Source organism: Burkholderia sp. Ac-20345 (assembly GCF_017104825.1).
GTDB lineage: Bacteria > Pseudomonadota > Gammaproteobacteria > Burkholderiales > Burkholderiaceae > Burkholderia > Burkholderia lata_B.
In genome coordinates this window covers 1-24146 of sequence record NZ_JAAGPO010000122.1, presented here as the reverse complement: position 1 = coordinate 24146, position 24146 = coordinate 1, and the positions used below count along the sequence as shown (strand labels likewise).

Below are 24146 nucleotides of genomic sequence, written 5' to 3'. Positions count from 1 at the left end.
GGCGGCCCGGCACGCCTGCGCAACGCCGTCGGTGGATATTACTCGCCGCCATGCACGCCGACAACGCAAACAAAATGGCCGCGTTTGCGCGCCGTCGCGTGTCGCGTCGATTTGCTCAGTTCTTCTATGTACCTGGAGATCGGAAAGACGGCATCACGCGCAATCCGTCCCATATATTGAGAGAATTGGCGGGATGCGGAGAGGGGGCAGGTTCAGGCCGGAGCGGTGCCGGCACGAACGGGAAAGCAGGCTCAAAAGCACGGGGCGTGCCGTTCGACCCGACACGCCCCGTGCGATACGCGAGGTTCAGCCGGCGCGCTTGACCGGATGCGGTTCGCGCAGCCGGTTCGCGATCCGCGCGGCCTCGTAGTAGCTGGCCGCCGGCGGGCGCTTCAGGTAGCGGCCCGCACCGCGCACGGCGCGCAGATCGCCGTCGGCCCACGCGAGTGCGCCGCGCGTGAGCGTGTGCGTCGCGACGCCCTGCACCGTCATCCCCTCGAACACGTTGAAGTCGACCTGCTGGTGATGGGTCTTCACCGAGATCGTCTTCGTCGCGGCAGGATCCCACACGACGAGGTCGGCATCGGCGCCCACCTGCACGGCACCCTTGCGCGGATACAGGTTGAAGATCTGCGCGGCGTTCGTCGACGTGATCCGCACGAACTCGTTCGGCGTGATGCGGCCGTGATTCACGCCGTGATGCCACAGCACGGACATGCGATCCTCGACACCGCCGCAGCCGTTCGGGATCTTCGTGAAATCGTCGCGGCCCATCGCCTTCTGCGACGCGCAGAACACGCAGTGGTCGGTTGCCGTCGTATGCAGCTGCCCCGCCTGCAGCCCGCGCCACAGCGCCTCGCGATGCTCGGCGGAGCGGAACGGCGGGCTCATCACGTGCGCGGCCGCACGCGTCCAGTCCGGATCGCGATACACAGCCTCGTCGATCACCAGGTGGCCCGGCAGCACCTCGCCGAACACGCGCAGCCCTTCGCTGCGCGCACGCGCGATCGCGTCGACCGCATCCTTTGCGGAGACATGCACGATATACACGGGCACGCCGAGCACCTGCGCGATGCGGATCGCGCGGTTCGCGGCCTCGCCCTCGACCTCCGGCGGCCGCGACAGCGGATGCGCCTCCGGCCCCGTCATCCCGCGCGCGAGCAGCGCCTTCTGCAGCTGGAACACGAGCTCGCCGTTCTCCGCGTGCACGGTCGGCAGCGCACCGAGTTCGAGCGCACGCGAGAAGCTGTTCACGAGCACCTCGTCGTCGGCCATGATCGCGTTCTTATACGCCATGAAGTGCTTGAAGCTCGACACGCCATGCTCGCGCACGAGCGTGCCCATGTCGCGATGCACGCTCTCGTCCCACCACGTCACGGCCACGTGGAAGCCGTAATCCGCTGCCGCCTTCTCGGCCCAGCCGCGCCATGCCTGGAACGCGTCCATCAGCGGCTGCTTCGGGCTCGGAATCACGAAGTCGATGATGCTCGTCGTGCCGCCCGCGAGCCCGGCGGCCGTGCCCGAGTAGAAATCGTCGCTCGCGGTCGTGCCCATGAACGGCAGTTCCATGTGCGTATGCGGATCGATGCCGCCCGGCATCACGTACTGGTCGTGCGCGTCGACGACGGTCGCGCCGGCCGGTGCATCGATCTGCTCTGCGATCTGCAGGATCGTGCCGCCGTCCTCCGGGGCTGCGCAGAGCACGTCCGCGCGGTAGGAACGGTCCGCATCGACCACGGTGCCGCCACGAATCAGGATTGCCATTGGGTTGCCTCCTCGTTGACTGTCGGGTGCCGCATCACATGCATCGCACGCATCCTGTGCGTCATGCGCTCGCGATCTGCGCGCGCTGTCCGGCGCGCCACTTCATCCAGGTGCCGTACACGCACGACGCCAGCACAAGGCCGACGAACCACGCGTACGTGTAAAGCGTGTTGAAGAACGCCGGCACGTTAGGAAACGACGCCGGAAAGGCCGTGTGCAGGAAGCCGGGCAGGTTCGGCAGCACGCCGACCGCGAGCGCGGCCAGCGCGGCCGGATTCCAGCCGCGCGCGTAGCTGAAGCCGCCGCGCTCGTCGAACAGCGCGCGCGTGTCGAGCCGCGTGCCGCGAATCAGGAAGTAGTCGACCATCAGGATCCCCGCCACGGGCCCGAGCAGCGCCGAATAGCCGACTAGCCAGGTGAAGATGTAACCGTCCGTCGTCGCGAGGATCTTCCACGGCATCATCACGATCGCGATCGTCGCGGTGATCATCCCGCCCGTGCGGTACGAGATCGCCTTCGGCCACAGGCTCGAGAAGTCGTAGGCCGGACCGACGAGATTCGCGGCGAGGTTGCAGCACATCGTGTCGAGCGTGAGGATCACGAGCGCGATGCCCACGCCGATACCCGTCATCCGGCTCGTCAGGTCGATCGGATCCCAGATCGCGTTGCCGTAGATCACGACGGTCGCCGACGTCACGACGACCGATACCACCGACAGCAGCGCCATCGGCAGCGGCAGCCCGATCGACTGCCCGATCATCTGGTCGCGCTGCGAATGCGCGAAGCGCGTGAAATCGGGAATGTTCAGCGCGAGCGTCGCCCAGAAGCCGACCATCGCGGTCAGGCCCGGCCAGAAGGTCGCCCAGAACAGCCCGGCCTTCTTGCCGCCCGCCGCGAACTGGGACGGCGCCGACAGCATCGTGCCGAAGCCGCCCGCCTTCGACGTCGCCCACCACACGAGCGCCACGCACATCACGACCTTGATCGGCGCGGACCAGCTTTCGAGCCAGCGGATCGAATCGGTGCCGTGCCAGATGAAGTAGATCTGCAGCGCCCAGAACACGAGGAAGCACGCGAGCTGCCCGAACCCGATGCCGATGACCGGCAGCGCCGCGCCGTGCAGCGCGTTGCCGGTCAGGATGTTCAGCAGCGTATAGATCGCACTGCCGCCGAGCCAGGTCTGGATCCCGTACCAGCCGCACGCGACGATCGCGCGCAACAGCGCCGGCAGCTTCGCGCCCTGCGTGCCGAACGACGCACGCACGAGCACCGCGTACGGAATCCCGTGCTTCGCGCCCGCATGGCCGATCAACAGCATCGGCACGAGCACGATCAGGTTGCCGAGCAGCACGGTCGTCACCGCTTGCCACGGCGACATGCCTTCCTGGATCAGCCCGGCCGCGAGCATGTACGACGCGATGTTCATCACCATCCCGACCCATAGCGCCGCGAAGTGGTACCACCTCCACGTGCGCTGCGCCGGCGTCGTCGGCGCGAGGTCGTCGTTGTACAGGCTGCCGCCCTGCGCCGCGGCGCTGTCGGGATCGGCGGGATTCGCTGCGTGATTCATCGAACTCACTCCACGAAAACGTCAGCGCCGGCATCCTGCGATGCCGGCCCGGGTGGAACGAAAAACGGCGGTGCAGGAAGGCCCGCGCCGCCGGACGCCGGTCAAGCAGCCTTCTTCGCGTGCTTCTCGGGTGCTGCCGCAGCACCTGCACCCGCACCCGCGTCCGCGCTCGCCGGATTGTTCGGATGCGTGGTCCAGTTCGCGTAATCGCCCGAATCGACACGCTCCATCGTGATGCATTGCTCGACCGGACACACGTGCATGCAAAGATTGCACCCGACGCATTCCGAATCGACCACTTCGAAGTGCCGCACGCCGTCCTTCGTCGCCGTGATCGCCTGGTGCGACGTGTCCTCGCACGCAATATGGCACAGCCCGCACTGGATGCAACGGTCCTGGTCGATGCGCGCCTTGATGTCGTACTTCAGGTTCAGGTATTTCCAGTCGGTCACGTTCGGCACCGCGCGGCCGCGGATGTCGTCGAGCGTCGCGTAGCCCTTCTCGTCCATCCAGTTCGACAGCCCGTCGGCCAGGTCCGACACGATCCGGAAGCCGTAATGCATCGCGGCGGTGCACACCTGCACGCTGCCGGCGCCGAGCACCATGAACTCCGCCGCGTCGCGCCATGACGAGATGCCGCCGATGCCCGAGATCGGCAGGTTCGGCGTTTCCGGATCGCGCGCGATCTCCGCGACCATGTTCAACGCGATCGGCTTGACCGCCGGGCCGCAATAGCCGCCGTGCGTGCCCTTGCCGTCGACGGTCGGCATCGGCGCCATGTGGTCGAGATCGACCGCGACGATCGAGTTGATCGTGTTGATCAGCGACACGCCGTCCGCGCCGCCCTTGTACGCGGCGCGCGACCCCATCCGGATGTCGCTGATGTTCGGCGTGAGCTTCACGAGGCACGGCAGCTTCGTGCCCTCCTTCACCCAGCGCGTGACCATCTCCACATATTCGGGTACCTGTCCGACTGCCGCCCCCATCCCGCGCTCGCTCATCCCGTGCGGGCAGCCGAAGTTCAGCTCGACCGCGTCGGCGCCCGTATCCTCGACGAGCGGCAGGATCCATTTCCAGTCGCGCTCGTTGCACGGCACCATCAGCGACACGATCAGCGCACGATCCGGCCAGTCGCGCTTCACCTGCGCGATCTCTCTCAGGTTCACGTCGAGCGGACGGTCGGTGATCAGCTCGATGTTGTTCAGCCCCGCGATGCGCTGGCCGTTCCACTGCACGGCGCCGTAGCGCGAACTGACGTTGACGACGTGCGGATCGAGCCCGAGCGTCTTCCAGACGACACCGCCCCAACCCGCCTCGAACGCGCGGTTCACGTTGTAGGCCTTGTCGGTCGGCGGCGCGGATGCCAGCCAGAAGGGATTCGGCGAAGTGATGCCCGCGATGGTGCAGCGAAGGTCGGCCATGTTCGGCTCCGTGAGAGTGGGGTCGTGTTCGTTGTGCTCGTGGCGTGTGACGCGCGTTGCGCGGTCACGCAGCCTTCGCGTCGCGTAGCGCGAGCGCCGCGTCGATCGACGCGGCCGCGCGCTTGCCGTCCTGCACGGCCTGCACCGTGAGGTCGACGCCGCCCGTCGCCGCGCAGTCGCCGCCGGCCCACACGTCGGGCCATCCAGTGCGCCCGTCCGCGTCCGCCGCGATGCGCGCGCCGTCCGCCGTCAGCAGCGTGGCGTCGATGCCGTCCGGCACCAGCGTCTGGCCGATCGCCTTCAGCACCATGTCCGCATCGACTGTGAAGCGCTCGCCCGATGCCGCCTCGAACTCGACACCCGTCACCTGCCCGTTCGCGCCCGCCATGCGCACGGGCTTCGCGTGCGTGACGAGCGTGACGCCGCTCTTCTGCGCAAACTCGCGCTCGGCCCACGTCGCGCTCATCGCGTCCACACCGCGCCGGTACACCATCGTCACGCGCTCGGCGCCGAGCTTGCGGCTCTGCACCGCCGCATCGATGGCCGTATTGCCGCCGCCGATCACGACCACGCGCCGCCCGACCGGCACGTTCTCCAGTGCATCGGCCTGCCGCACCTGCTCGATGAAGTCGACCGCATTCATCACGCCGGCGAGTTGCTCCCCGTCGATCGCGAGCGCGCGCACGCCGCCGAGGCCCATCGCGAGAAACACCGCGTCGTGCTGCTCACGCAGCGCGTCGAGCGTGATGTCGCGGCCAAGCGCGACGCCGGTTTTCAGCATGATGCCGCCCACCGACAGCAGCCACTCGACTTCACGCCGAGCGAAATCGTCGACCGTCTTGTAGGCGGCGATCCCGTATTCGTTGAGGCCGCCTGCCTTCGGGCGCGCGTCGAACAGCGTGACGCGGTGCCCGGCGAGCGCGAGCCGGTGCGCGCACGCGAGCCCGGCCGGACCCGCGCCGACCACCGCGACGTGGCGGCCCGTGTCGGGCGCGCGCGTGAAGCGCACCGCGCCGGTCTCCATCGCCCAGTCGGTTGCGTGCCGCTGCAGCGCGCCGATCGCGACGGGCTGCGCATCCTGGTGGTTGCGCACGCATGCGCCCTCGCACAGGATCTCGGTCGGACACACGCGTGCGCACATCCCGCCCAGCGGATTCGCCGACAGGATGTCGGTCGCGGCGCCCTTCAGGTTGCCGTTGCCGATCTTGCGGATGAAGCTCGGGATGTCGATCTGCGTCGGGCAGGCCTGCACGCACGGCGCGTCGTAGCAGTAGTGGCAGCGGCTGGCGGCGGCCGCGGCGGCCGTCGGATCGAGCAGCGGCGCGATATCGGTGAATTCGCACGAGAGTTGCGTGGACGACAGGCGATGCGCGGCGATATCGCCGGTTGGCTTGGTGGTCATACGCGTTCCTTCGACTGGGTGGAGACAAAGCCGTCCCCGCCGGCTGTGAATGCACAGTCGGGGCGGTCGTTCTTAGGAATGCTACGGTCAGGCTGTCAGGCGTCGAGCAGCCTGCCGGCTGCTACGGTCCTGGCGTCATGAAGCCGGCTCGCATGCGCGCGACAGCATCGCGTGCAGCAGCACGTTCGCGCCGGCCTCGATCCATGCGGGCGTCGCGTCCTCGATCTCGTTGTGGCTGATGCCGTCGACACACGGCACGAACACCATCGACGTCGGCGCGACCTGCGCGAGGTAGCACGCATCGTGGCCGGCACCCGACACGATGTCGCGATGCGAGAAGCCGAAACGATCGGCCGCACTGCGCACGGCTTCCACACAGGCAGCGTCGAACGCGACCGGCTTGTAATAGAAAATCTGCTCGAGTTCGGTCTCGAGCCCGATGTCGGCCGCGATGCGCGCCACACCATCGCGCAATGCGGCATCCATCTTCGCGAGCACCGCGTCGTCCGGATGACGGAAATCGACGGTGAAGAACACGCGGCCGGGAATCACGTTGCGCGAGTTCGGGTAGACCTGCATCATGCCGACCGTCGCGCAGCCGAACGGCGCATGATCGAGGCCGATCCGGTTGACGAGATCGACCACGCGCGATGCGCCGAGCAGCGCATCGCGGCGACGCGGCATCGGCGTCGGCCCCGCGTGCGCTTCCTGGCCAGTGAACGTAATCTCGTACCAGCGCTGCCCCTGCGCGTCGGTCACGACGCCGATCGTCTTGCACTCCGCCTCTAGAATCGGCCCCTGCTCGATATGCAGTTCGAACGCCGCATGCAGCTTGCGCCCGCCGCACGGCACGTCACCCGCGTAGCCGATGCGCGCCAGTTCCTCGCCGATCGTCTTGCCGTCCACGTCCTTGCGCGACAACCCGTATTCGAGCGGGAAGACGCCCGCGAACACGCCTGAGGCGACCATCGCGGGCGCAAAGCGCGAGCCTTCTTCATTGGTCCAGATCACGACCTCGACCGGATGCTCGGTCTCGATGCCGTGATCGTTGAGACTGCGAATCACCTCGAGGCCGCCGAGCACGCCGTAGATGCCGTCGAAGCGGCCGCCCGTCGGCTGCGAATCCGCGTGCGAACCCGTGACGACCGGCGCGGCATCGGCCACGCGGCCCGCGCGGCGCATGAACACGTTGCCCATCGTATCGACCGTCACCGTGCAGCCGGCGGCCTTCGCCCAGCCGACGATCAGGTCACGGCCGGCCTTGTCGAGATCGGTCAGCGCGAGGCGGCAAACGCCGCCTTTCGGCGTCGCACCGATCTTCGCGACTTCCATCAGGCTTTCCCACAACCGCTTGCCGTCGACCTTGATCGACGTGTCGAAAGCTGCCCGCTTCACTGTTTCCGATACCGCGTCCATTCGTATCGCTCCTGTGGGGTCGGTGATGTCGTCAGCCCGGTCTGTGCCGGTGCGTGTCCTGCCTGTTTCGGGGCAACGCCGCCCAAGCGCGGTGCATGCCCCGGTCGTTCGCGAAGATCGTCCGACGAATCGGGATGAAAGGCTTTTGCCGTTCGTCGAATCCTGTCCGATTGGACAGGTTTTAGACGATCAAAATGACCAAATCAATGTCTTTCTTGCGTGAGTGAATAGAGCGAGAAACGTGCCATCGCAACGCAGCATGGCGATGAATGCGCAATGTCCGCACACGTGCGTTCGATGCGAATCAGCGGCTAGAATGAAGCCCAACGCGGCACGCCCGCCGCGCGAGGGCAACGATGACACATGACGAGGCGGCAACCGAAGCCACCGACAGCGACGAAACGCCCGCGCCTTTGCGGCGACGCAAGGCGCACATCCGCGAGTCCAACGAAGCGCATCTGCTCGCCTGTGCGGAGGCCGTGTTCGCGGAACGCGGGCTCGACGGTGCGAGCACCGCGATGATCGCGGAGCGCGCCGGCCTGCCGAAAGCCAACCTGCATTACTACTTCCCGACGAAGCTCGCGTTGTATCGCCGCGTACTCGACGACCTGTTCGAAGACTGGCATCGCGCGGCCGGCACATTCGAAGCCGACGACGATCCGGTGGCAGCGATCGGCGGCTATGTGCGCGCGAAGATGGCGCTGTCGCGGCGGCGCCCGCTCGGCTCGAAGGTCTGGGCCAACGAGATCATCCACGGTGCGGAGCACATGCAGGACATCCTGTCGGAACGCGTGAAGCCGTGGTTCGATACGCGCGTGAAGGTCATCGACGGCTGGATCGCGCGCGGGCTGCTCGCGCCGATCGACGCGCATGCGCTGATGTACCTGATCTGGGCAACCACGCAGCACTACGCGGATTTCGATGCGCAGATCCGCGCGCTGAGCGGCAAGCGTACGTTCACGCAGAAAGCGTTCGACGAGAAGACCGAGCAGGTCGTGCAGCTTGTGATTCGCGCGTGCGGGGCGGTGTCGCCGCACGCGAAGGCGTAGCGCGACAACGCGATCCGCCCAAAGCAAAACGGGTATCGCACAGGTGTTTCCCGTGCGATACCCGTCGTACGCATCGCGGCGTGCGGACTACGCGTGATGCGTTACGCGATGCGCTCGATCGCGATCGCCGTCGCCTCGCCGCCGCCGATACACAGCGACGCAACGCCGCGCTTCATGCCGTACGTTTCGAGCGCGGCCAGCAGCGTCACCATCACGCGCGCACCCGATGCGCCGATCGGATGGCCGAGCGCACACGCGCCGCCGTGCACGTTGACCTTCTCGTGCGGCAAGTCGAGGTCGCGCATCGCGGCCATCGGCACCACGGCGAATGCTTCGTTGATCTCGAACAGGTCGACATCGCGCAGGTTCCAGCCGGTTTTCTCCGACAGCTTGCGCAGCGCGCCGATCGGCGCGGTTGCAAACAGGCCCGGTTTGTCCGCGTAAGTCGAATGCCCGACGATCACGGCCTTCGGCGTGAGGCCCAGGCGCTCGGCTTCCGAGCGGCGCATCATCACGAGCGCGGCTGCGCCGTCCGAGATCGACGACGCATTGGCGGCCGTCACCGTGCCGCCGTCGCGGAAAGCCGGCTTCAGCGTCGGGATCTTGTCGAGCTTCGCGTTGCCCGGCTGTTCATCGATCGACACGACGTTTTCGGTCTTGCCCGCCTTCACGGTCACCGGCGCGATCTCCGACACGAAATGCCCTTCGGCGATCGCGCGTTGCGCGCGCGTCAGCGATGCGATCGCGAACGCATCCTGTGCCTCGCGCGTGAACTGGTACGCCTGCGCGCAATCCTCGGCAAACGTGCCCATCAGGCGGCCCTTCTCGTACGCGTCCTCGAGCCCGTCGAGGAACATGTGATCCAGCACCTGCCCGTGCCCCATGCGCATCCCCGCACGCGCCTTCGGCAGCAGGTACGGCGCATTCGTCATGCTCTCCATCCCGCCCGCGACGGCTACACCTGCCGAACCCGCCAGCAGCAGGTCGTGCGCAAACATCGCAGCCTTCATCCCCGAGCCGCACATCTTGTTGACCGTGGTCGCGCCCGCCGCGAGCGGCAGCCCGGCCTTCAGCGCGGCCTGCCGCGCCGGCGCCTGGCCCTGGCCCGCCGGCAGCACGCAGCCGAACACGATTTCATCGATACGCTCGGCCGGCACGTTCGCGCGCTCGAGCGCTGCGCGAATCGCTACCGCGCCAAGGTCGCTCGCGCTGGCTGCCGCCAGGTCGCCTTGAAAACCACCCATCGGCGTACGCGCCGTGCCAACGATTACGATCGGATCCTGAGTCGTCATGATTCGCTTCCTCCAGTGTCAGCGCGGTGCCATGCGCAACGCGCCATCGAGACGGATGACTTCGCCGTTCAGCATCGTGTTCTCGGCGATGTGGCGCACCAGCGCCGCAAATTCTTCCGGGCGGCCGAGCCGCGGCGGGAACGGCACGCTCTTGCCGAGCGCGTCCTGCACGTCCTGCGGCATGCCGGCCATCATCGGCGTCGCGAAGATTCCCGGCGCGACCGTCACGACACGAATGCCGAACCGTGCGAGCTCGCGCGCGATCGGCAGCGTCATGCCCACCACGCCGCTCTTCGACGCCGCATACGCGGCCTGCCCGATCTGCCCGTCGAACGCCGCGACCGACGCGGTGTTGACGATCACGCCGCGCTCGCCTTCCGCGTCGGCGTCCTGCTTCGACATCGCTTCGGCGGCCAGCCGGATCATGTTGAACGTGCCGACCAGATTGATCGACACCGCGCGCGCGAAACGGTCGAGCGAGTGCGGGCCGTCGCGACCCACCACCTTCTCGCCCGGCGCAACGCCCGCGCAGTTCACGAGCGCGTCGATGCGGCCGAACGCGTCATGCGCGGCGGCGACGGCCGCCTGGCCGTCGGCTTCGCTCGTCACATCGGTCTTCACGAAGCGTGCGGCCGCACCGAGTTCGTGCGCGAGGCCCGCGCCGGCCTCTTCGTTGACGTCCAGCAGCATGGCCTTGCCGCCTTCCGCGACCACCATGCGCGCCACCGCGGCGCCGAGGCCCGAACCGGCGCCCGTGATCAGAAAAACGCGATCCTTGATATCCATTCGCAGTCCGTACAGTAAGTGTTCAGGGTTGAGCGGCCTTCTCGGCTTCCATCTTGCGCAATACGAAGCGCTGGATCTTTCCGCTCGGGGTTTTCGGCAGCGCGTCGACGAAGTCGATCGCGCGAGGATAGGCGTGAGCGGACAGCCGCCGCTTCACGTGCAGGCTCAGTTCCTCGGCCAGTGCCGGCGTGCCGTCGTAGTCTTTCGACAGCACGACGAACGCCTTGACGATCTCCGTGCGCTCCGCGTCGGGCACGCCGATGACGGCGGCCTCGCTCACGGCCGGATGCTCGATCAGTGCGCTTTCCACGTCGAACGGTCCGATCCGGTAGCCGGACGACGTGATCACGTCGTCCGCGCGGCCGATGAAGCTCACGGTGCCGTCCGGCTCCAGCTCGACGTTGTCGCCGGTCCGGTAGTAGCCGCCCGCGATCGCCGGCGTGTCCTGCTGCCAGTAGCCGTGGAACCACAGCAGCGGCGAGCGCGCGATGTCGATCGCGAGGTTGCCGGGCTCGCCGGGTCCGAGTTCGCGGCTCGCCTCGTCGAGCACCGCGACACGATAGCCGGGCATCGCAAAGCCGGCCGAACCGGCGTGGACCGCATGCGCGAGGCCGTGGTGGTTGTTCACGACCATCCCGAGTTCAGTCTGGCCGTAGTGATCGTAGATCGGCGCACCGAGTGCCGCGTCGAACCAGCGCACGACTTCCGGATTCAGCGGTTCGCCCGCGCTGCTGACCACGCGCAGCTTGCCCTTCAGCCGCGCCGCCGCTTCCGTCCCGGCCGCCATCAGCATCCGGTAGGCCGTCGGCGAGCCGGCGAGGCTCGTGATCCCGAGCCGTTCGATCACGTCGTACGTGCTGTCGACCGTGAAACCGCCCTCGTAGAGCGTCGTCGCGTGGCCTAGCAGCAGCGGGCCCGTGATCGCGTAATAGAGGCCGTACGCCCAACCCGGATCGGCGATGTTCCAGAACCGGTCGCCAGCACGCAGGTCCACCGCTTCGCGCATGTATGCACCGAACGCAAGCAGCGCGCGAAGCGGCACCGGCACGCCTTTCGGCAAACCCGTCGTGCCCGACGTCGACATCATCATGAACAAGTCGGTGCCCTTGCGCGGCACCGGTTCGAACGTGTCGGACTGCGCCTCGAGCGCCGTGCGGAAATCGATGTCGCGTTCCGGCAGCGTCTCGTCCGGCTCGCGCACCGTCGCGACGGGCGGGCAACCGGTGATCTCGTCGAGCTTCGCGCGATTCGCGACGTTGGTCACGACCAGGCGCGCGTCGCTCATGCGCAGCCGGTGCTCGATCGCTTTCGGGCCGAACGCGGTGAACAGCGGCTGATAGACGGCGCCCGCGCGCCACGTGCCGAGGATCGTCGCGACGAGTTCGGGCGTGCGCGGCAGCAGGCCCGCCACCACGTCGCCCGGCTTCATGCCCTGTGCAACCAGCAGGTTCGCGACGCGTGCCGACAGCGCCTTCATCTGCGCAAACGTGTAGCTGCGGTGCTGCCCGCCGGCGTCGATCCAGTCGAGTGCAATCGCGTCCGCCGATGCGTGCCGGTCGCAGCATTCCACGCACGCGTTCAGGCCGCGCTCCAGGTCGCCGTGCAGTTGCTGCGCGGCGGTCTCGATACTGAACCGGGCCACGGCGTCGGCGTAGGCCGGCACCGCCCGGGCGGTAGCTCCATCAGGCATGCGTGTCTCCTGTGCGTTATGGCCGCCGTCGAGCCAGGGCGCGACGGGGATAGTTCGATAGTAGACAGCCCGTACATTGCAATCAATGACAAACAGAATCTAGAATCGTGATCGCTTTTGCCATGTCGGGAGGATGCTGGAAAATGGGGCCGCAGATGATTTCGCCGGATTTCGTCGACGACGCACTCGCGTGCCTGCGCCGGCAACGCATCCCGACGGAGCCCGTGCTGCGCGCCGCCGGCCTGCCGGCCGCCGTGCGCGAGCCCGTCACGCCGCAGCAATACGGCCGGCTGTGGCTCGCGATCGCCGGCACGCTGGACGACGAGTTCTTCGGCCTCGCCGCGCGCCCGATGCGGCACGGCAGCTTCACGCTGCTGTGCCATGCGGTGCTGCACGCCGGCACGCTCGACAAGGCGCTGCGGCGCGCGCTGCAGTTCCTGCGCGTGGTGCTGGACGAGCCGCACGGCGAGCTCGTCGTGGCCGACGGGCAGGCGCAGATCGTGCTGACACAAACGGGCGCGCCCTACCCGGCGTTCGCGTACCGGACGTTCTGGTTGATCCTCCTCGGCGTCGCATGCTGGCTGATCGGCCGGCGCATCCCGCTACAGCGCATCGACTTTGCGTGCCCGAGCCCTGACCAGCGCAGCGACTATCACCAATTCTTCGGCGTGCCCGTGCATTTCGACCGGCCCGACAGCCGGCTCGCGTTCAACGCCGCGTACCTCGCGCTGCCGACGATCCGCTCCGAGCAGGCGCTGAAGGCCTTCCTGCGCGGCGCGCCCGGCAACCTGCTCGTCCGCTACCGGCACGATACGGGCTGGGTCGCGAAGACGCGCGCGCAGCTGAAGACGCTGCCGGCCGCGGAATGGCCCGACTTCGATACGCTGGCCGTGCGCCTCGGCACGACGCCCGCGACGCTTCGGCGGCGTCTGCGCAGTGAAGGGCAAAGCTTCGCGGCAATCAAGGACGAGCTGCGCGGCGCGCTGGCCCAGTCGCTGCTGCGCGGGGATGCGCTCAGCGTCGCGGAGATCGCGGCCGAACTCGGCTTCACCGAGCCGAGCGCATTTCATCGCGCGTTCCGGAAATGGACGGGCACGAGCCCCGGCGCGTTCCGGCGGGACGTACATGCGGCGGAGGCGGAGGCGGAGCCGGGCAGTGCGAGCGGATGATGCCGAAGGCCGTCGTCAACCGGCGTGCACGGCCGACACGGAAACGCTCACGCGGCGCTGATACGATGCGATCTGCCAACTGCCATTCGTTTTCGATAGTCGACGGCAAGCACCCGACCCACCATCACCGCTCCCGCACCGATGCAAGCCACCCTCTTTTCCAACGCTGAACTGGCCGACCTGCGCGCGCACGGCATCGTGCTGTTTGCCGGCCGCGTGATCTTCGACGCTCAGCCGCCGATGCCGGCCGACCACATCGCGGCCGTGCAGGCCTGCTGCCACGGCGACCTCCCGCCCGCGCTGCTGGACCTGTGGCGCACGACGGCCGGCGGCAGCCTCGACTACGACCTGACGCTGGAGATGAACGGTCATATCGAAGGGATCAGCTGGGGTGAGCTGTTCTACAACGGCAGCAACGGCTACCGCGACCTGGAAGGCTGGATCGACCACGAACTCGAGCTGGCCGAGGAAGCCGCCGAGGAGGATTCACGCCCCTGGAGCGGCAAGCTCGACGTATTGCCGTTCGGCGGATTCGAGTACTGCGATCGCATCTACATCGTGACGGAGCCCGACGCAAAGGATTGCGGCCACGTGCTCGCCTGGAAACAGGGGCTGCCGCCCGCGTGGCGCGGCGCGATGCATGAGGATGGCCTCGCGACGGTCGCCCCCGACCTGTACGCGGCATTCGGCGCACTGCAGCTCAATGCGGATCCGCTGGAACCCGGCGACAGTGGAACCGGCATGACGTTTCTTGAGTATGTCGACGAACGCCGGACGGAGCATGGCCTGCCGGCGCCGCTGGCAGACAAGCTGATCGCGTTCTATCGCCGCGCCATGATCGACTGGCGCACACCGCTCGCCGACGGCACGCTCGCCGCGCAGCCAGTGCTCGCGCGCCAGGCGTTGCGACATGCGATCGACCACGACGATGCGGCACTCACCGTGCAACTGGCACCGCTCGTCGCGAATCTCGGCACCGCGCTCGCAGGCAGCGCGATTCCGACCGACTATGCGCTGCGGCGCAAGAAATTTGCCGCCGCCGCCGCGTTGCTCGAATCCGGTGCGCCGGTCGCGCCCGATTCGCTGGCATCCGCGTCCGGCAACGTGCCGGCCGCACTGATGCGCGCACTGCTCGACGCCGGCGTTCGACCGGACGCCGACGCGATGGCGCGCTGTGTCGCCGGCGGCGGCACCGACAGCGCGCGCCTGATCGGTGCGGCACTGGCGGCACAAGGCGTTGATGCGGCGGCCTCCTACCGCACGGCGAGTGCACCGCTGCTGCGCAAGTTCACCGCCGACATCGCTGAAGTCCGCACCGGCAAGCTCAGCCACTATCTCGGCCTCGACGGACTCGAAGCCCACGCCGAACGCCTGCGGACATTCGTGCCGTAACGTGACGCGTACTCACCGGGAAGCCCCGTCAACACTCGCGGCAACACCCTGCAACGGCCGCGAGAACAGCTTGCAACCCGCGTAGTAGACGAGCGACGTCAGCGAGAGACCGACGATCCACGACACGTCCGCGCCGCCGAGCCGGCTCGCCAGTTCACCCGTATAGAGATCGGTGGCCATGAACGGCGCCTGCGCAACGATGCCGATGAAGTACGAGCCAACCGCGATCGAATTGAAGCGTCCGTAGATGCCACCGTCCTGCCGGAAGAACGAATCGACGTCGTACTCGCCGTGACAGACGAGGTAGTAATCGACGAGGTTGATCGCGGTCCACGGCACGAGCACGTACAGCAGCAGCAGGATGAAGTTCGTGTAGCCGGCGAGGAAATTGTCGTGCCCGAACAGCGCGATCGCGAGCGCGATGCCGCACAGGACGATCGCGGTGATCGCCCGCGCACGTGCCTTGCCCGACCACGACGGAAAGAGCGTCTGCAGCACGGTGATGGCCGACAGTGCGCCGCAATACAGCTCCATCGCATTGCTGGCCGCGATGCCGAACGACAGCACGACGATCACGAGCACGCTGATCCCTTGCGTGAGGCCGGTGAGGCCGCTCACGACATTGCCGTCGGGCGTCGCGAGGCCCACCAGGCAGCCGAGCAGCATCGGGAAGAACGAGCCGAGCACGCAGCCCCAGTAACTCGACCAGAACGCCGTGCGCGGCCCGGTATCGGGCGGCAGGTAGCGCGAATAGTCCGACACGTAAGGCGCATAGGCGATCTGCCACAGCGCGGCGACCGACATCGCACCCAGGAAGCCGGACAGGTTGAGCGAATGCTTCGAGAACGTGTCGGCGGGCAATCCATGTACGAAGATGATCCACACGAATGCCAGCACGAGTACGCTACCCGAGCACCAGCTCAACAGCCGCGCATACGCGTGGATCAGCTTGTAGCCATAGATCGATCCGAGCAGGCTGATCAGGCCGATCACCACGACGCCCGCCTCGAGCGGCATGTCGGCGCTCAGGCTGTGCAGCGCCTGGCCGCCGAACACGCAGTTCGACGCAAAAAAGCCGACATACATCACGACGACCAGTGCGACCACGAGCAGCGCGCCGAACGACCCGAACTGCCCGCGGGTCTGGATCATCTGCGGCACGCCAAGCTGCGGCCCCTGCGCGGAATGCAACGCCATGAACACCGCGCCGATCAGGCTGCCGACGAGCGTCGCGAGCGCCGCCCACCAGAACGGCTGCCTGAACACCGTGGTAGCGAGCGAACCGGTGACGATCGTCAGCATCATGATGTTCGACCCGAACCAGATCGTGAACAGATCCTTCGCGCTGCCGTGCCGCTCGGTCAGCGGAATCGGCTGGATGGTGCTTTCCTCGAGATGAGCAATGGACTCGCCCTGACTCATTTCGTCTCCTTGTTTCTATTGTGATGTTCGTGGATTCGGGGGCTGACGGGTGATCGGGAATGCGTGGCCGACTCAAAGCGCGTGCGCTTCAATATGCCATTCATACTATTTGCATTCCTTATCAATAAGCTGTCGCAAGCACATCGCCTTATCGCGACCACCACCCACGACGCCCAATCTTCAACCTGTCAGATGGCCGCTCCGGTGGCCGCACGCAGCCGGCCCGTCTCCGAAGCGGATCTCGTGGCTCGGTGCGCTCCCGCCCAACTTTCACCGGACGAAAGCGCGTCGCTCAACCCGTCAGCAGTCGATCCCGAGCACTTCGCGCGCGGTGGCGTCCACCGCCTTGCGCATCATGCCGACCAGTTCGTCGATTTGCGCGTGATCGATCACCAGCGGCGGCGCAACGATCAGGCGGCCGTTCGTCGAACGCACGATCGCGCCGAGTTCGAACCCGACCGTCCGGCTGTGCCAGGTCAGGTCGGCCTCGTTCGCGAAGCGCTCGCGCGTCGCCTTGTTCTTCGCAAACTGGATCGCACCGACCGCGCCCACGCCCTGAATCTCGCCGACGAGCGGATGACCGTCGAACGCATCGCGCAGCGCCTTCTGCAGGTACGGCCCGGTATCCGTCTTCGTGCGCTCGACGAGGCCTTCGCGCTCGAGCACGTCGAGGTTGGCCAGCGCGACGGCGGCCGCGACCGGGTGCCCCGAATAGGTCAGCCCGTGCGCATAGACGCCCCCCTTGTCGACCAGCGCATCGCCGACGCGCCGGCTCATGATCAGCCCGCCCATCGGCACGTAGCCCGAGGTCAGCCCCTTGGCCATGCAGATCAGGTCCGGTTCGAAGCCGAAGTGACGGTGCGCGAACCACTCGCCGGTGCGGCCGAAACCGCCGATCACTTCGTCCGCGCAGAGCAGCACGTCGTACTGACGGCAGATGCGTTCGATCTCCTGCCAGTAGCCGTCCGGCGGAAAGATCATCCCGCCCGCCCCCTGGAACGGCTCCGCGACGAACGCGGCAACACGGTCCGCGCCGATCTCGAGGATCTTGCGCTCGAGCGACAGTGCCGCCTGCTTGCCGAATGCCTCGGGGCTCAGGTCGCCGCCGTTCGCGTACCAGTACGGTTCGTCCACGTGCGTGATGTTCGGAATCGGCAGGTCGCCCATTTCATGCATGAACGCCATGCCGCCCAGCGATGCACTGCCCACCGTCGACCCGTGATAGCCGTTCACGCGGCCGATCAGCACTTTCTTCTCCGGCTTGCCCATCACGTCCCAGAACCGCCGCACGGTGCGAATCAGCACTTCGTTCGATTCGGATCCCGAATTGGTATACACCACGTGACTGAAGCGGTTGCCGAGCAGCGCGAACAGGCGCTCCGACAGTTCGATCACCGACGGGTGCGTCGTATGAAAGAACATGTTGTAGTAGGACAATTCCTTCATCTGCCGCGCGGCGGCGTCGACCAGCTCCGGCCGCCCATAGCCGACGTTGGTGCACCACAGCCCGGACATGCCGTCCAGGTAGCGGTTGCCGTCGTTGTCCCATAAATGGACACCTTCGCCGCGCACCATCACGCGTGCGCCTTCCTCGTTCAGCGCCTTCTGGTCGACGAACGCATGCAGGTGATGCGCGGCGTCGCTGCGTTGATAGTCCTGCGTCGTACGATGCGGAAAGTTGGGCGCATTCATAGGCGAGTCTCCGGTTCGTTGTATGGATGAAAAGCGTTGTCGTGCTGCGCGGCGCAACCGCTTGCGGCCCGCCGCGTCGAATCAGTAACTGATCCAGGTCGTCTTGAGGCCCGTGTACTTGTCGATCGCATGCAGCGAAAGATCGCGGCCGAAGCCCGACTGGCGGAACCCGCCGAACGGCGTCTGCGCGCTCAGCGCATCGACCGTATTGACGGACACCGTGCCGGCGCGCAGCCGGCCCGACACACGATGCGCGCGTGACAGGCTGCCGGTCCATACCGACGCGGCAAGGCCATAGATCGAATCGTTCGCGAGCCGGACGGCCTCGTCCTCGGTGTCGAACGCCATCACCGACAGCACCGGCCCGAAGATCTCCTCACGTGCGATGGCATCGTCGTGCTTCACGTCGATGAAGATCGTCGGCTCGATGAAGTAGCCCTTGCCGTCGACGCGCGGCGCGCCTCCGCCTATTGCGAGCGTCGCGCTATCGCGGCCGCGCGCGATCCATTCGCGCACACGCCGATGCTGCTGCTCGTCGACGATGGCACCCATCCCGCTCGACGGATCGAGCGGATCGCCCGGCATGAACGCGGCGGCATGCGCAATCAGCCGATCGACGAACGCATCGTGAATCGAACGTTGAACCAGCAACCGCGAGTTGGCGGAACACACCTCGCCCTGGTTGAAGAAAATGCCGAAGCACGCCTTGCGCGCGGCCATGTCGAGATCGTCCGCATCGTCGAAGACGAGGTTCGGACTCTTGCCGCCGCACTCGAGCCACACCTGCTTCATGTTCGACTGCGCGGCGTACTCGAGGAATTTCTTGCCGACGGCCGTCGAGCCTGTGAATGCAAGCACGTCCACGTCGGGATGCAACCCGAGCGCGCGCCCCGCTGTCTCGCCGTAGCCCGGCACGACGTTCAGCACGCCCGGCGGCAGGCCGGCCTCGAGCGCCAGTTCCGCAAGACGCAATGCGGACAGCGGCGATTGCTCCGCCGGCTTCAGCACGACACTGTTGCCTGCCGCCAGCGCCGGCGCCACCTTCCACGCAACCATGTCGAGCGGGAAATTCCACGGCACCACGGCGCCGACGACCCCCAACGGTTCGCGCGTGACGACCGCGAGGTTGCCGGGGTCGGTCGACGCGACTTCGCCATGCAGCTTGTCGACGGCTTCGCCGTACCAGCTGAACAGACCGCCTGCGGCCGGCACGTCGATGCTGAACGCATCCGCCACCCGCTTGCCCATGTTGAGCGAGTCGAGCAGCGCAAGCTCCGCTCCATGCGATGCGATGAGGTCACCAAGCCGGCAAAGCACGCGCTTGCGTTCTGCCGGCGCACAGCGCGACCAGACGCCGGATTCGAATGCGTGACGCGCGGCACGCACCGCGTCGTCGACATCCAGTGCATCGCACGACGCGACTTCCGCGATGACGGCCTCGGTGGCCGGATTGATCGCGGCGAACGTCCGGCCGCTTCGAGCCGGTACGCTGCGGCCGCCGATATGCGCGAGCGTTCTCGGGACGACTTGCGCCGCGAGACGACTCCAGTCCGCGTGCTGATGATTGTCTGCTGAAGTTGGGTTCATTCAAGACTCCGTTTTTGACGACCAGGCGTTTGTGCGTTGTTCTCCGCCTGAACTCGACCCGACGAAAGACGCCAGCGGGCACGACCGATGCCCATGACCGCCGTGCATCGCCGCAGTCGTCCGGTTGGCAAACTGTCGGTCATCAAAAAGAGATTCGAAAGAACAGTTTTTCTTCTCATTGAAGAGGTTATTTCTATTCATTCTTCGGTCGTGCAGTGGGTTTTCCTGCCACGTTACGGTTCCGGTGCCGTTTGTTTGCGTGCGATCGCATCGGCTCGCCGGCGCGACGCGACGTAGCGCCGGCGGCAACACCTGGCCGGCACGACATTGCGCCACGGCCCGGCCGACCACATACTGGTCGGCCGGTGCGAACAAGGATGCGTCGATGGTGAATGTCGATCAGGGCGCCGCTTCGATCTTTGGCGTGATCGGAACGGCCGTGTCTTTGCTGGCGGCGATTCCGTACGCGTTCGCGATCTACCGGCGCACCGTTCGTCCGCACCTGTTCACGTGGCTCGTGTGGTCGGTCGTCACGGCAATCGCGGCTGCCGGCCAGTTCGTCGCGGGTGCGGGGCCGTCCGCGTGGTGCACGGCAGCGATTTCCGTTACATGCTTTCTGACGCTGGTGGCGAGCATCTTTCGCGGCGAACGCGGCTGGACCCGCGTCGACTGGCTTTTCCTGGTCGCGGCCCTGTCGGCCATTCCGCTGTGGATGCTGACCGACGACCCGACGATCTCGATCTGCCTGGTCACGCTGATCGAGCTTGCCGGCCTCGGCCCGACCGTCCGCAAGACGATGCGTGATCCGTGGAGCGAGAGCCTCGCGTATTTCGTGCTGTGCGTGTTCAAGTACGCGCTTGCGTTGCTGGCACTGAGCACGTGGAGTGTCGCCGTCGCGTTCTATCCGGCCGTCAACGTCATCGCGTCGATCGGCATCTGCGTGGTGATACTCGTCCGGCGTCAATCGCTGTCGAACGCGCGGTAGACGGTAGCCGTCGGTGAGGTATGTTGCTTGCTGCTGTTGCTCGCCGGCATGAGCGGAACCACAAACCTTCAGAGACGATGCGAGGCCATTAAATGGATGCAATCCGTACCGTCATCGAACCCAGCGAAGCCGCGCTTCGTGCCGCGATGCTGACCAACGATGTCGCGGCGCTCGATGCGTTGCTGGACGACAACCTGGTGTTCACCGTTCCGACCGGCCAGGTCATCTCGAAGGAAGATGACCTGGCCGCGCATCGCGAGAAGCTGCTGCGTCTCGACAAGCTCGATGTGCAGGAAACGCGTGCATGCGCGATAGGCGAAATGATCCTGACCACGACGAAGGCGACACTTGCAGGCCATTTCGACGGCACGGCATTCGACGGCGTGTTTGCCTATACTCGGCTGTGGCGTCGATCAAGCGCCGGCTGGTGCGTCGTCGCCGGGCATGCATCGCAGGTTATGTAGCCGCGTCGAGCTTGACCTTCCTTCGAGCCGGTAAACCGGTAAGCCGCGAATCCGGAGTTGGGTCGGTGCGGGCCAGACGATACCTCGGCGAAGGTGTCGACCCTGACAGGAGACGACATGCACAAACCATTTACCGTACGTGCTGCCCGTACCGCAGACGCGGACGAACTCACGCGACTGGCTCGCATTTCGAAGGCACACTGGGGCTATCCGAAGGACTGGCTCGACTTGTGGCAGAGCGATCTCACTATCGCACCGGAGACGATCGATGGGTCGATCGGTTACGTCGTGGAATCCGGCGAGACAATCATCGGGTTCTGGGTCAGGGCGTCATCGGAATCGGATCACCCGACTCCCGGATGGCTGTTCGTCCATCCCGACCACATGGGGCGGGGTGTGGCCCGTGCACTGTGGGAAGCGGTCCGCAGGGAGAGCGCCGCGAGAGGGATCAGAAGCTTCGTGATCGAAGCCGATCCCAACGCGGTTCCGTTCTATCTGGCGCTCGGAGCTGAAAAAATTGGCGAAAAGGAATCGAGCGTCGTCCCGGGCAGGTTTTTCCCGATCTTGCGGATCACGATCGACTCGTGAGGGAAATCGCAGCGACATGACTCACCGTGCCGCGCCGAGCTCGACAGAATCGAGGCCGCCAGCTCAGCCGTCGACAGCGGTCGAAGCGCCAGCCGCGACCGACATGCCATCCGGCTCGATCCAGATTCAGCACGGTAAAACGTCGATTCGTATCGAAGGCGCACCAGCCCCCACCGTGCTGCGGTCTGTTCACGATCGAATCTTGCGACGATCGGCTTGCCTCAAAACACGAGGATCTGGATAGCGGCGGGGAATCTCGGGTAAGGTCAAAGCGGCCTCATTCCCGCATCCGCGCCGATGATCCTGTTGTCTGCATCAGGCTCCAACGCACCGTCGGCAGCGTCGCCGTTGCCGCACCACTTACCTGAATCAACCCGGACTTGGAGGTTCCGACCGGCGGCACAAGTGCGACTCCATCCAGTGTGTTGCCGGCAACGACCATCTGCGTGGGGGTACATCCACTCGCCAGCACCGCTACTGCTACGCCGGAAATCGACGAAAACGCGTCGCCGGTGAGGCTGAACTGGCAGATATTCCCCTCCGCCTGGAAACCGGCATATCCCGAGCCGGACACCTTGTTGTTGGTCACTGCAACCGACGAGACCGTTCCAGGCCACGCGCTCAGGCGGAGCGCGCCCAGCTGTGTCGGCTGTAGGCCATTGTTCACATTCGAGTTCTGGATATTCGACACGGTGTTGCCGCTCACGATCACGTTCGTCGCATCGTATGTGTTCCAGCTCGCTTCCTGTGCGACCAGGATGCCCGACGCCTTCTGCACGCCGTCGATGGTGTTGTTCGAGATTGTCACGGACTGCCCGCCGACCACGGCGATACCGCGCCCCCAGTAATTGCCCGATACCGAGTTGTGATCAATCAGCACGTTGCCGCTAATGCGGCCGTCGGCCTGATAGCTGACGACGGCGATCAGGTCGTCGCCGGTGTCCTTCACGGTATTGCCCTCCACCCGCACGTTGGTCGAGCCATAGGTCGTATGAATGCCGTCCGCCAGCGTCGACTGCACTGTATTGTTCACGATCGCGACGTTCGTGCCGCCATACACGAAGATCCCTGCACTGGCGCCGCCGCGAATCGTCACGTCTAGCACTTGAATGTCCGTGCCCGTTACCTCGACCTTGGTCGACTCGCGCGTCGCCAGCCGCGTCGTGCCCGTACCGATCAACGTGACGCCGACGAGTGTCGAGCCCCGGCCGCTCATTACGAGTGTCTGGTCATTCGGATTGCTGGCGACCAGCGTCGCGCCATAGCCTGATATCACGACGTTCGCCTGCGCGACGTTCAATGACCGGCTGACGGCATAGGTTCCCGGCGCAAGCACCAAGCGCTGGCCCGGCAGCAACGCATTGAACGCGGCCTGCAACGCGTCGGTCTGATCGCCGCCGTTTGCCGTTGGCCGGACAGTCACAACCGGAAGTGCCTGCGCGATGCGAGCCATGTGTGCTTGCCACGTGCCTCCCGACGCGAATACGACAGAAGACGATGAGACGAAACATGCAGTGCAAATCAGGAGGAAAACTCGACTCGAACCGAGTACGCCAAATGACTTTTCCATGGATATTCTCACTCGCGCGCTTGCCCATAATGGCCAGATGACGACTGCAGAGCATTCGCGCAACAAGACTGCCCGATGAGGATATAACCCATCGGTCAATCAGGATTACGAACTTAAATGGATAACCGATATGGCGGAGCAACGTTCCGTTACCACGCTGAATACCGGATAGCCGGCTCGCGTGCCGTCGCACGTGCGTGTTCCCAATGATGACAGCTCAATCCAGACAGCGCCGGCACTGCGCGTTGGACTCGAATCAATCACTCGCTCCTGAGCGTAATCGGGACGTCGACATTCTCGCAATTCGAGCGTTCCCGGTACTCATCCCCAGTCTATATCGCACGCGTCATTCGTAAATGCGACATAGGGCGCGCGACGTCGTAAGACCGTGATCCTTGCATGTACGATCGTCTCATTCGGAAGCCGGATATTACGGCATGACATTGCCACGACGGCCTGGAGGCAGGCTATACCTTACGTCTACATTCTCGGGAACCATGCAATTTGGCGCACTGCACCTAAATTTTTGCGCTTCCGCGATGGTTGCATTGAGGTGGAATGAGATGGTATTTGCGACGTGTTCTGGTCGACCAAGTACGACACCGACGCGCCGTTGATCGCTCAAGAACAATGGAGGCTGAGTCGGCGCATTCGACGCCCCGATTCCAACCAGATTGATTTGGCGCGCTGCGGAACGTGCCTGGAGATATGAGTGACGCGGAGCTGTGTTCGGCCTGCCGCCCATCCCGATCCCCCATGTATTTCCGCCGCTGAAATGCAAAAACCCCCGCCTTTCGGGCGGGGGTTTCTGGCTTAGGGAGCCTGACGATTACCTACTTTCACACGGGAATCCGCACTATCATCGGCGTAGAGTCGTTTCACGGTCC

At 65.8% G+C, this 24146-nt stretch carries 19 protein-coding genes; 7 read left to right on the top strand and 12 right to left on the bottom strand.

The genetic code is table 11. From position 1 onward, the window contains the following. Positions 1-306: 306 nt before the first annotated feature. From hydA to G3O06_RS31965, 5 genes are all read right to left on the bottom strand, one after another. Positions 307-1764 (bottom strand): dihydropyrimidinase, encoded by a 1458-nt coding sequence (gene hydA / locus G3O06_RS31985; protein ID WP_205818596.1) that lies wholly within the window; start codon positions 1762-1764, stop codon positions 307-309. A 61-nt stretch (positions 1765-1825) separates the two neighbouring features. After that, positions 1826-3334, bottom strand: coding sequence for an NCS1 family nucleobase:cation symporter-1 (locus G3O06_RS31980; protein WP_174987157.1), 1509 nt, complete (start codon positions 3332-3334; stop codon positions 1826-1828). A 101-nt stretch (positions 3335-3435) separates the two neighbouring features. After that, positions 3436-4755, bottom strand: a complete 1320-nt coding sequence (gene preA / locus G3O06_RS31975) for an NAD-dependent dihydropyrimidine dehydrogenase subunit PreA (protein WP_175000908.1) — start codon at positions 4753-4755, stop codon at positions 3436-3438. Between the two features lie 64 nt (positions 4756-4819). Beyond that, positions 4820-6157: an NAD(P)-dependent oxidoreductase gene (locus tag G3O06_RS31970; protein WP_205818595.1), complete on the bottom strand. Its 1338-nt coding sequence runs from the start codon at positions 6155-6157 to the stop codon at positions 4820-4822. A 135-nt stretch (positions 6158-6292) separates the two neighbouring features. Further along, positions 6293-7573: a Zn-dependent hydrolase gene (locus G3O06_RS31965; protein ID WP_174974144.1), complete on the bottom strand. Its 1281-nt coding sequence runs from the start codon at positions 7571-7573 to the stop codon at positions 6293-6295. Between the two features lie 356 nt (positions 7574-7929). Here G3O06_RS31965 and G3O06_RS31960 point away from each other — a divergent pair, with 356 nt between their 5' ends. Next, positions 7930-8622, top strand: a complete 693-nt coding sequence (locus G3O06_RS31960; protein ID WP_174974146.1) for a TetR/AcrR family transcriptional regulator — start codon at positions 7930-7932, stop codon at positions 8620-8622. 101 nt (positions 8623-8723) lie between these two features. Here the strand turns inward: G3O06_RS31960 and G3O06_RS31955 are convergent, their stop codons facing one another. Genes G3O06_RS31955 through G3O06_RS31945 form a run of 3 tightly spaced genes read right to left on the bottom strand, consistent with a single transcriptional unit; the run spans position 8724 to position 12390 of the window. After that, positions 8724-9914 (bottom strand): acetyl-CoA C-acyltransferase, encoded by a 1191-nt coding sequence (locus G3O06_RS31955; RefSeq protein WP_174974148.1) that lies wholly within the window; start codon positions 9912-9914, stop codon positions 8724-8726. A gap of 18 nt (positions 9915-9932) precedes the next feature. Beyond that, a complete protein-coding gene (locus tag G3O06_RS31950; protein WP_205818594.1) occupies positions 9933-10700 on the bottom strand; it encodes a 3-hydroxyacyl-CoA dehydrogenase in 768 nt (255 codons plus the stop codon). A gap of 22 nt (positions 10701-10722) precedes the next feature. Next, positions 10723-12390: an acyl-CoA synthetase gene (locus G3O06_RS31945; RefSeq protein ID WP_205818592.1), complete on the bottom strand. Its 1668-nt coding sequence runs from the start codon at positions 12388-12390 to the stop codon at positions 10723-10725. A gap of 143 nt (positions 12391-12533) precedes the next feature. Here G3O06_RS31945 and G3O06_RS31940 point away from each other — a divergent pair, with 143 nt between their 5' ends. Both G3O06_RS31940 and G3O06_RS31935 read left to right on the top strand, forming a co-directional pair. Beyond that, positions 12534-13559, top strand: a complete 1026-nt coding sequence (locus G3O06_RS31940; RefSeq protein WP_205818591.1) for an AraC family transcriptional regulator — start codon at positions 12534-12536, stop codon at positions 13557-13559. Between the two features lie 141 nt (positions 13560-13700). Further along, the gene (locus G3O06_RS31935; RefSeq protein ID WP_205818589.1) at positions 13701-14951 is read left to right on the top strand and encodes an SMI1/KNR4 family protein; all 1251 of its coding nucleotides are present in this window, start codon (positions 13701-13703) and stop codon (positions 14949-14951) included. Positions 14952-14963: 12 nt separating this feature from the next. Here the strand turns inward: G3O06_RS31935 and G3O06_RS31930 are convergent, their stop codons facing one another. The 3 genes from G3O06_RS31930 to G3O06_RS31920 all read right to left on the bottom strand — a co-directional run bounded on the left by G3O06_RS31930 (position 14964) and on the right by G3O06_RS31920 (position 19652). Continuing rightward, entirely contained in the window at positions 14964-16373 is a 1410-nt protein-coding gene (locus G3O06_RS31930; RefSeq protein WP_205818588.1) for a cytosine permease, read from the bottom strand. A gap of 300 nt (positions 16374-16673) precedes the next feature. Further along, positions 16674-18065, bottom strand: coding sequence for an aspartate aminotransferase family protein (locus tag G3O06_RS31925; RefSeq protein WP_205818587.1), 1392 nt, complete (start codon positions 18063-18065; stop codon positions 16674-16676). Between the two features lie 81 nt (positions 18066-18146). Beyond that, positions 18147-19652 carry an aldehyde dehydrogenase gene (locus G3O06_RS31920; protein ID WP_205818585.1) on the bottom strand — a complete coding sequence of 502 codons (1506 nt, stop codon included), beginning with the start codon at positions 19650-19652 and terminating at the stop codon, positions 18147-18149. A 93-nt stretch (positions 19653-19745) separates the two neighbouring features. Here G3O06_RS31920 and G3O06_RS31915 point away from each other — a divergent pair, with 93 nt between their 5' ends. From G3O06_RS31915 to G3O06_RS31900, 4 genes are all read left to right on the top strand, one after another. Then, complete coding sequence (locus tag G3O06_RS31915) at positions 19746-19949, top strand: hypothetical protein (protein WP_205818584.1); 204 nt, start codon at positions 19746-19748, stop codon at positions 19947-19949. A gap of 88 nt (positions 19950-20037) precedes the next feature. Further along, the gene (locus G3O06_RS31910) at positions 20038-20637 is read left to right on the top strand and encodes a hypothetical protein (RefSeq protein ID WP_205818582.1); all 600 of its coding nucleotides are present in this window, start codon (positions 20038-20040) and stop codon (positions 20635-20637) included. A gap of 92 nt (positions 20638-20729) precedes the next feature. After that, positions 20730-21101 (top strand): nuclear transport factor 2 family protein, encoded by a 372-nt coding sequence (locus tag G3O06_RS31905; protein WP_205818580.1) that lies wholly within the window; start codon positions 20730-20732, stop codon positions 21099-21101. A gap of 117 nt (positions 21102-21218) precedes the next feature. Then, positions 21219-21689, top strand: a complete 471-nt coding sequence (locus G3O06_RS31900; protein ID WP_175000894.1) for a GNAT family N-acetyltransferase — start codon at positions 21219-21221, stop codon at positions 21687-21689. A 277-nt stretch (positions 21690-21966) separates the two neighbouring features. Here the strand turns inward: G3O06_RS31900 and G3O06_RS31895 are convergent, their stop codons facing one another. Next, the gene (locus tag G3O06_RS31895) at positions 21967-23142 is read right to left on the bottom strand and encodes a right-handed parallel beta-helix repeat-containing protein (RefSeq protein WP_241020349.1); all 1176 of its coding nucleotides are present in this window, start codon (positions 23140-23142) and stop codon (positions 21967-21969) included. Positions 23143-24146 lie beyond the last annotated feature (1004 nt).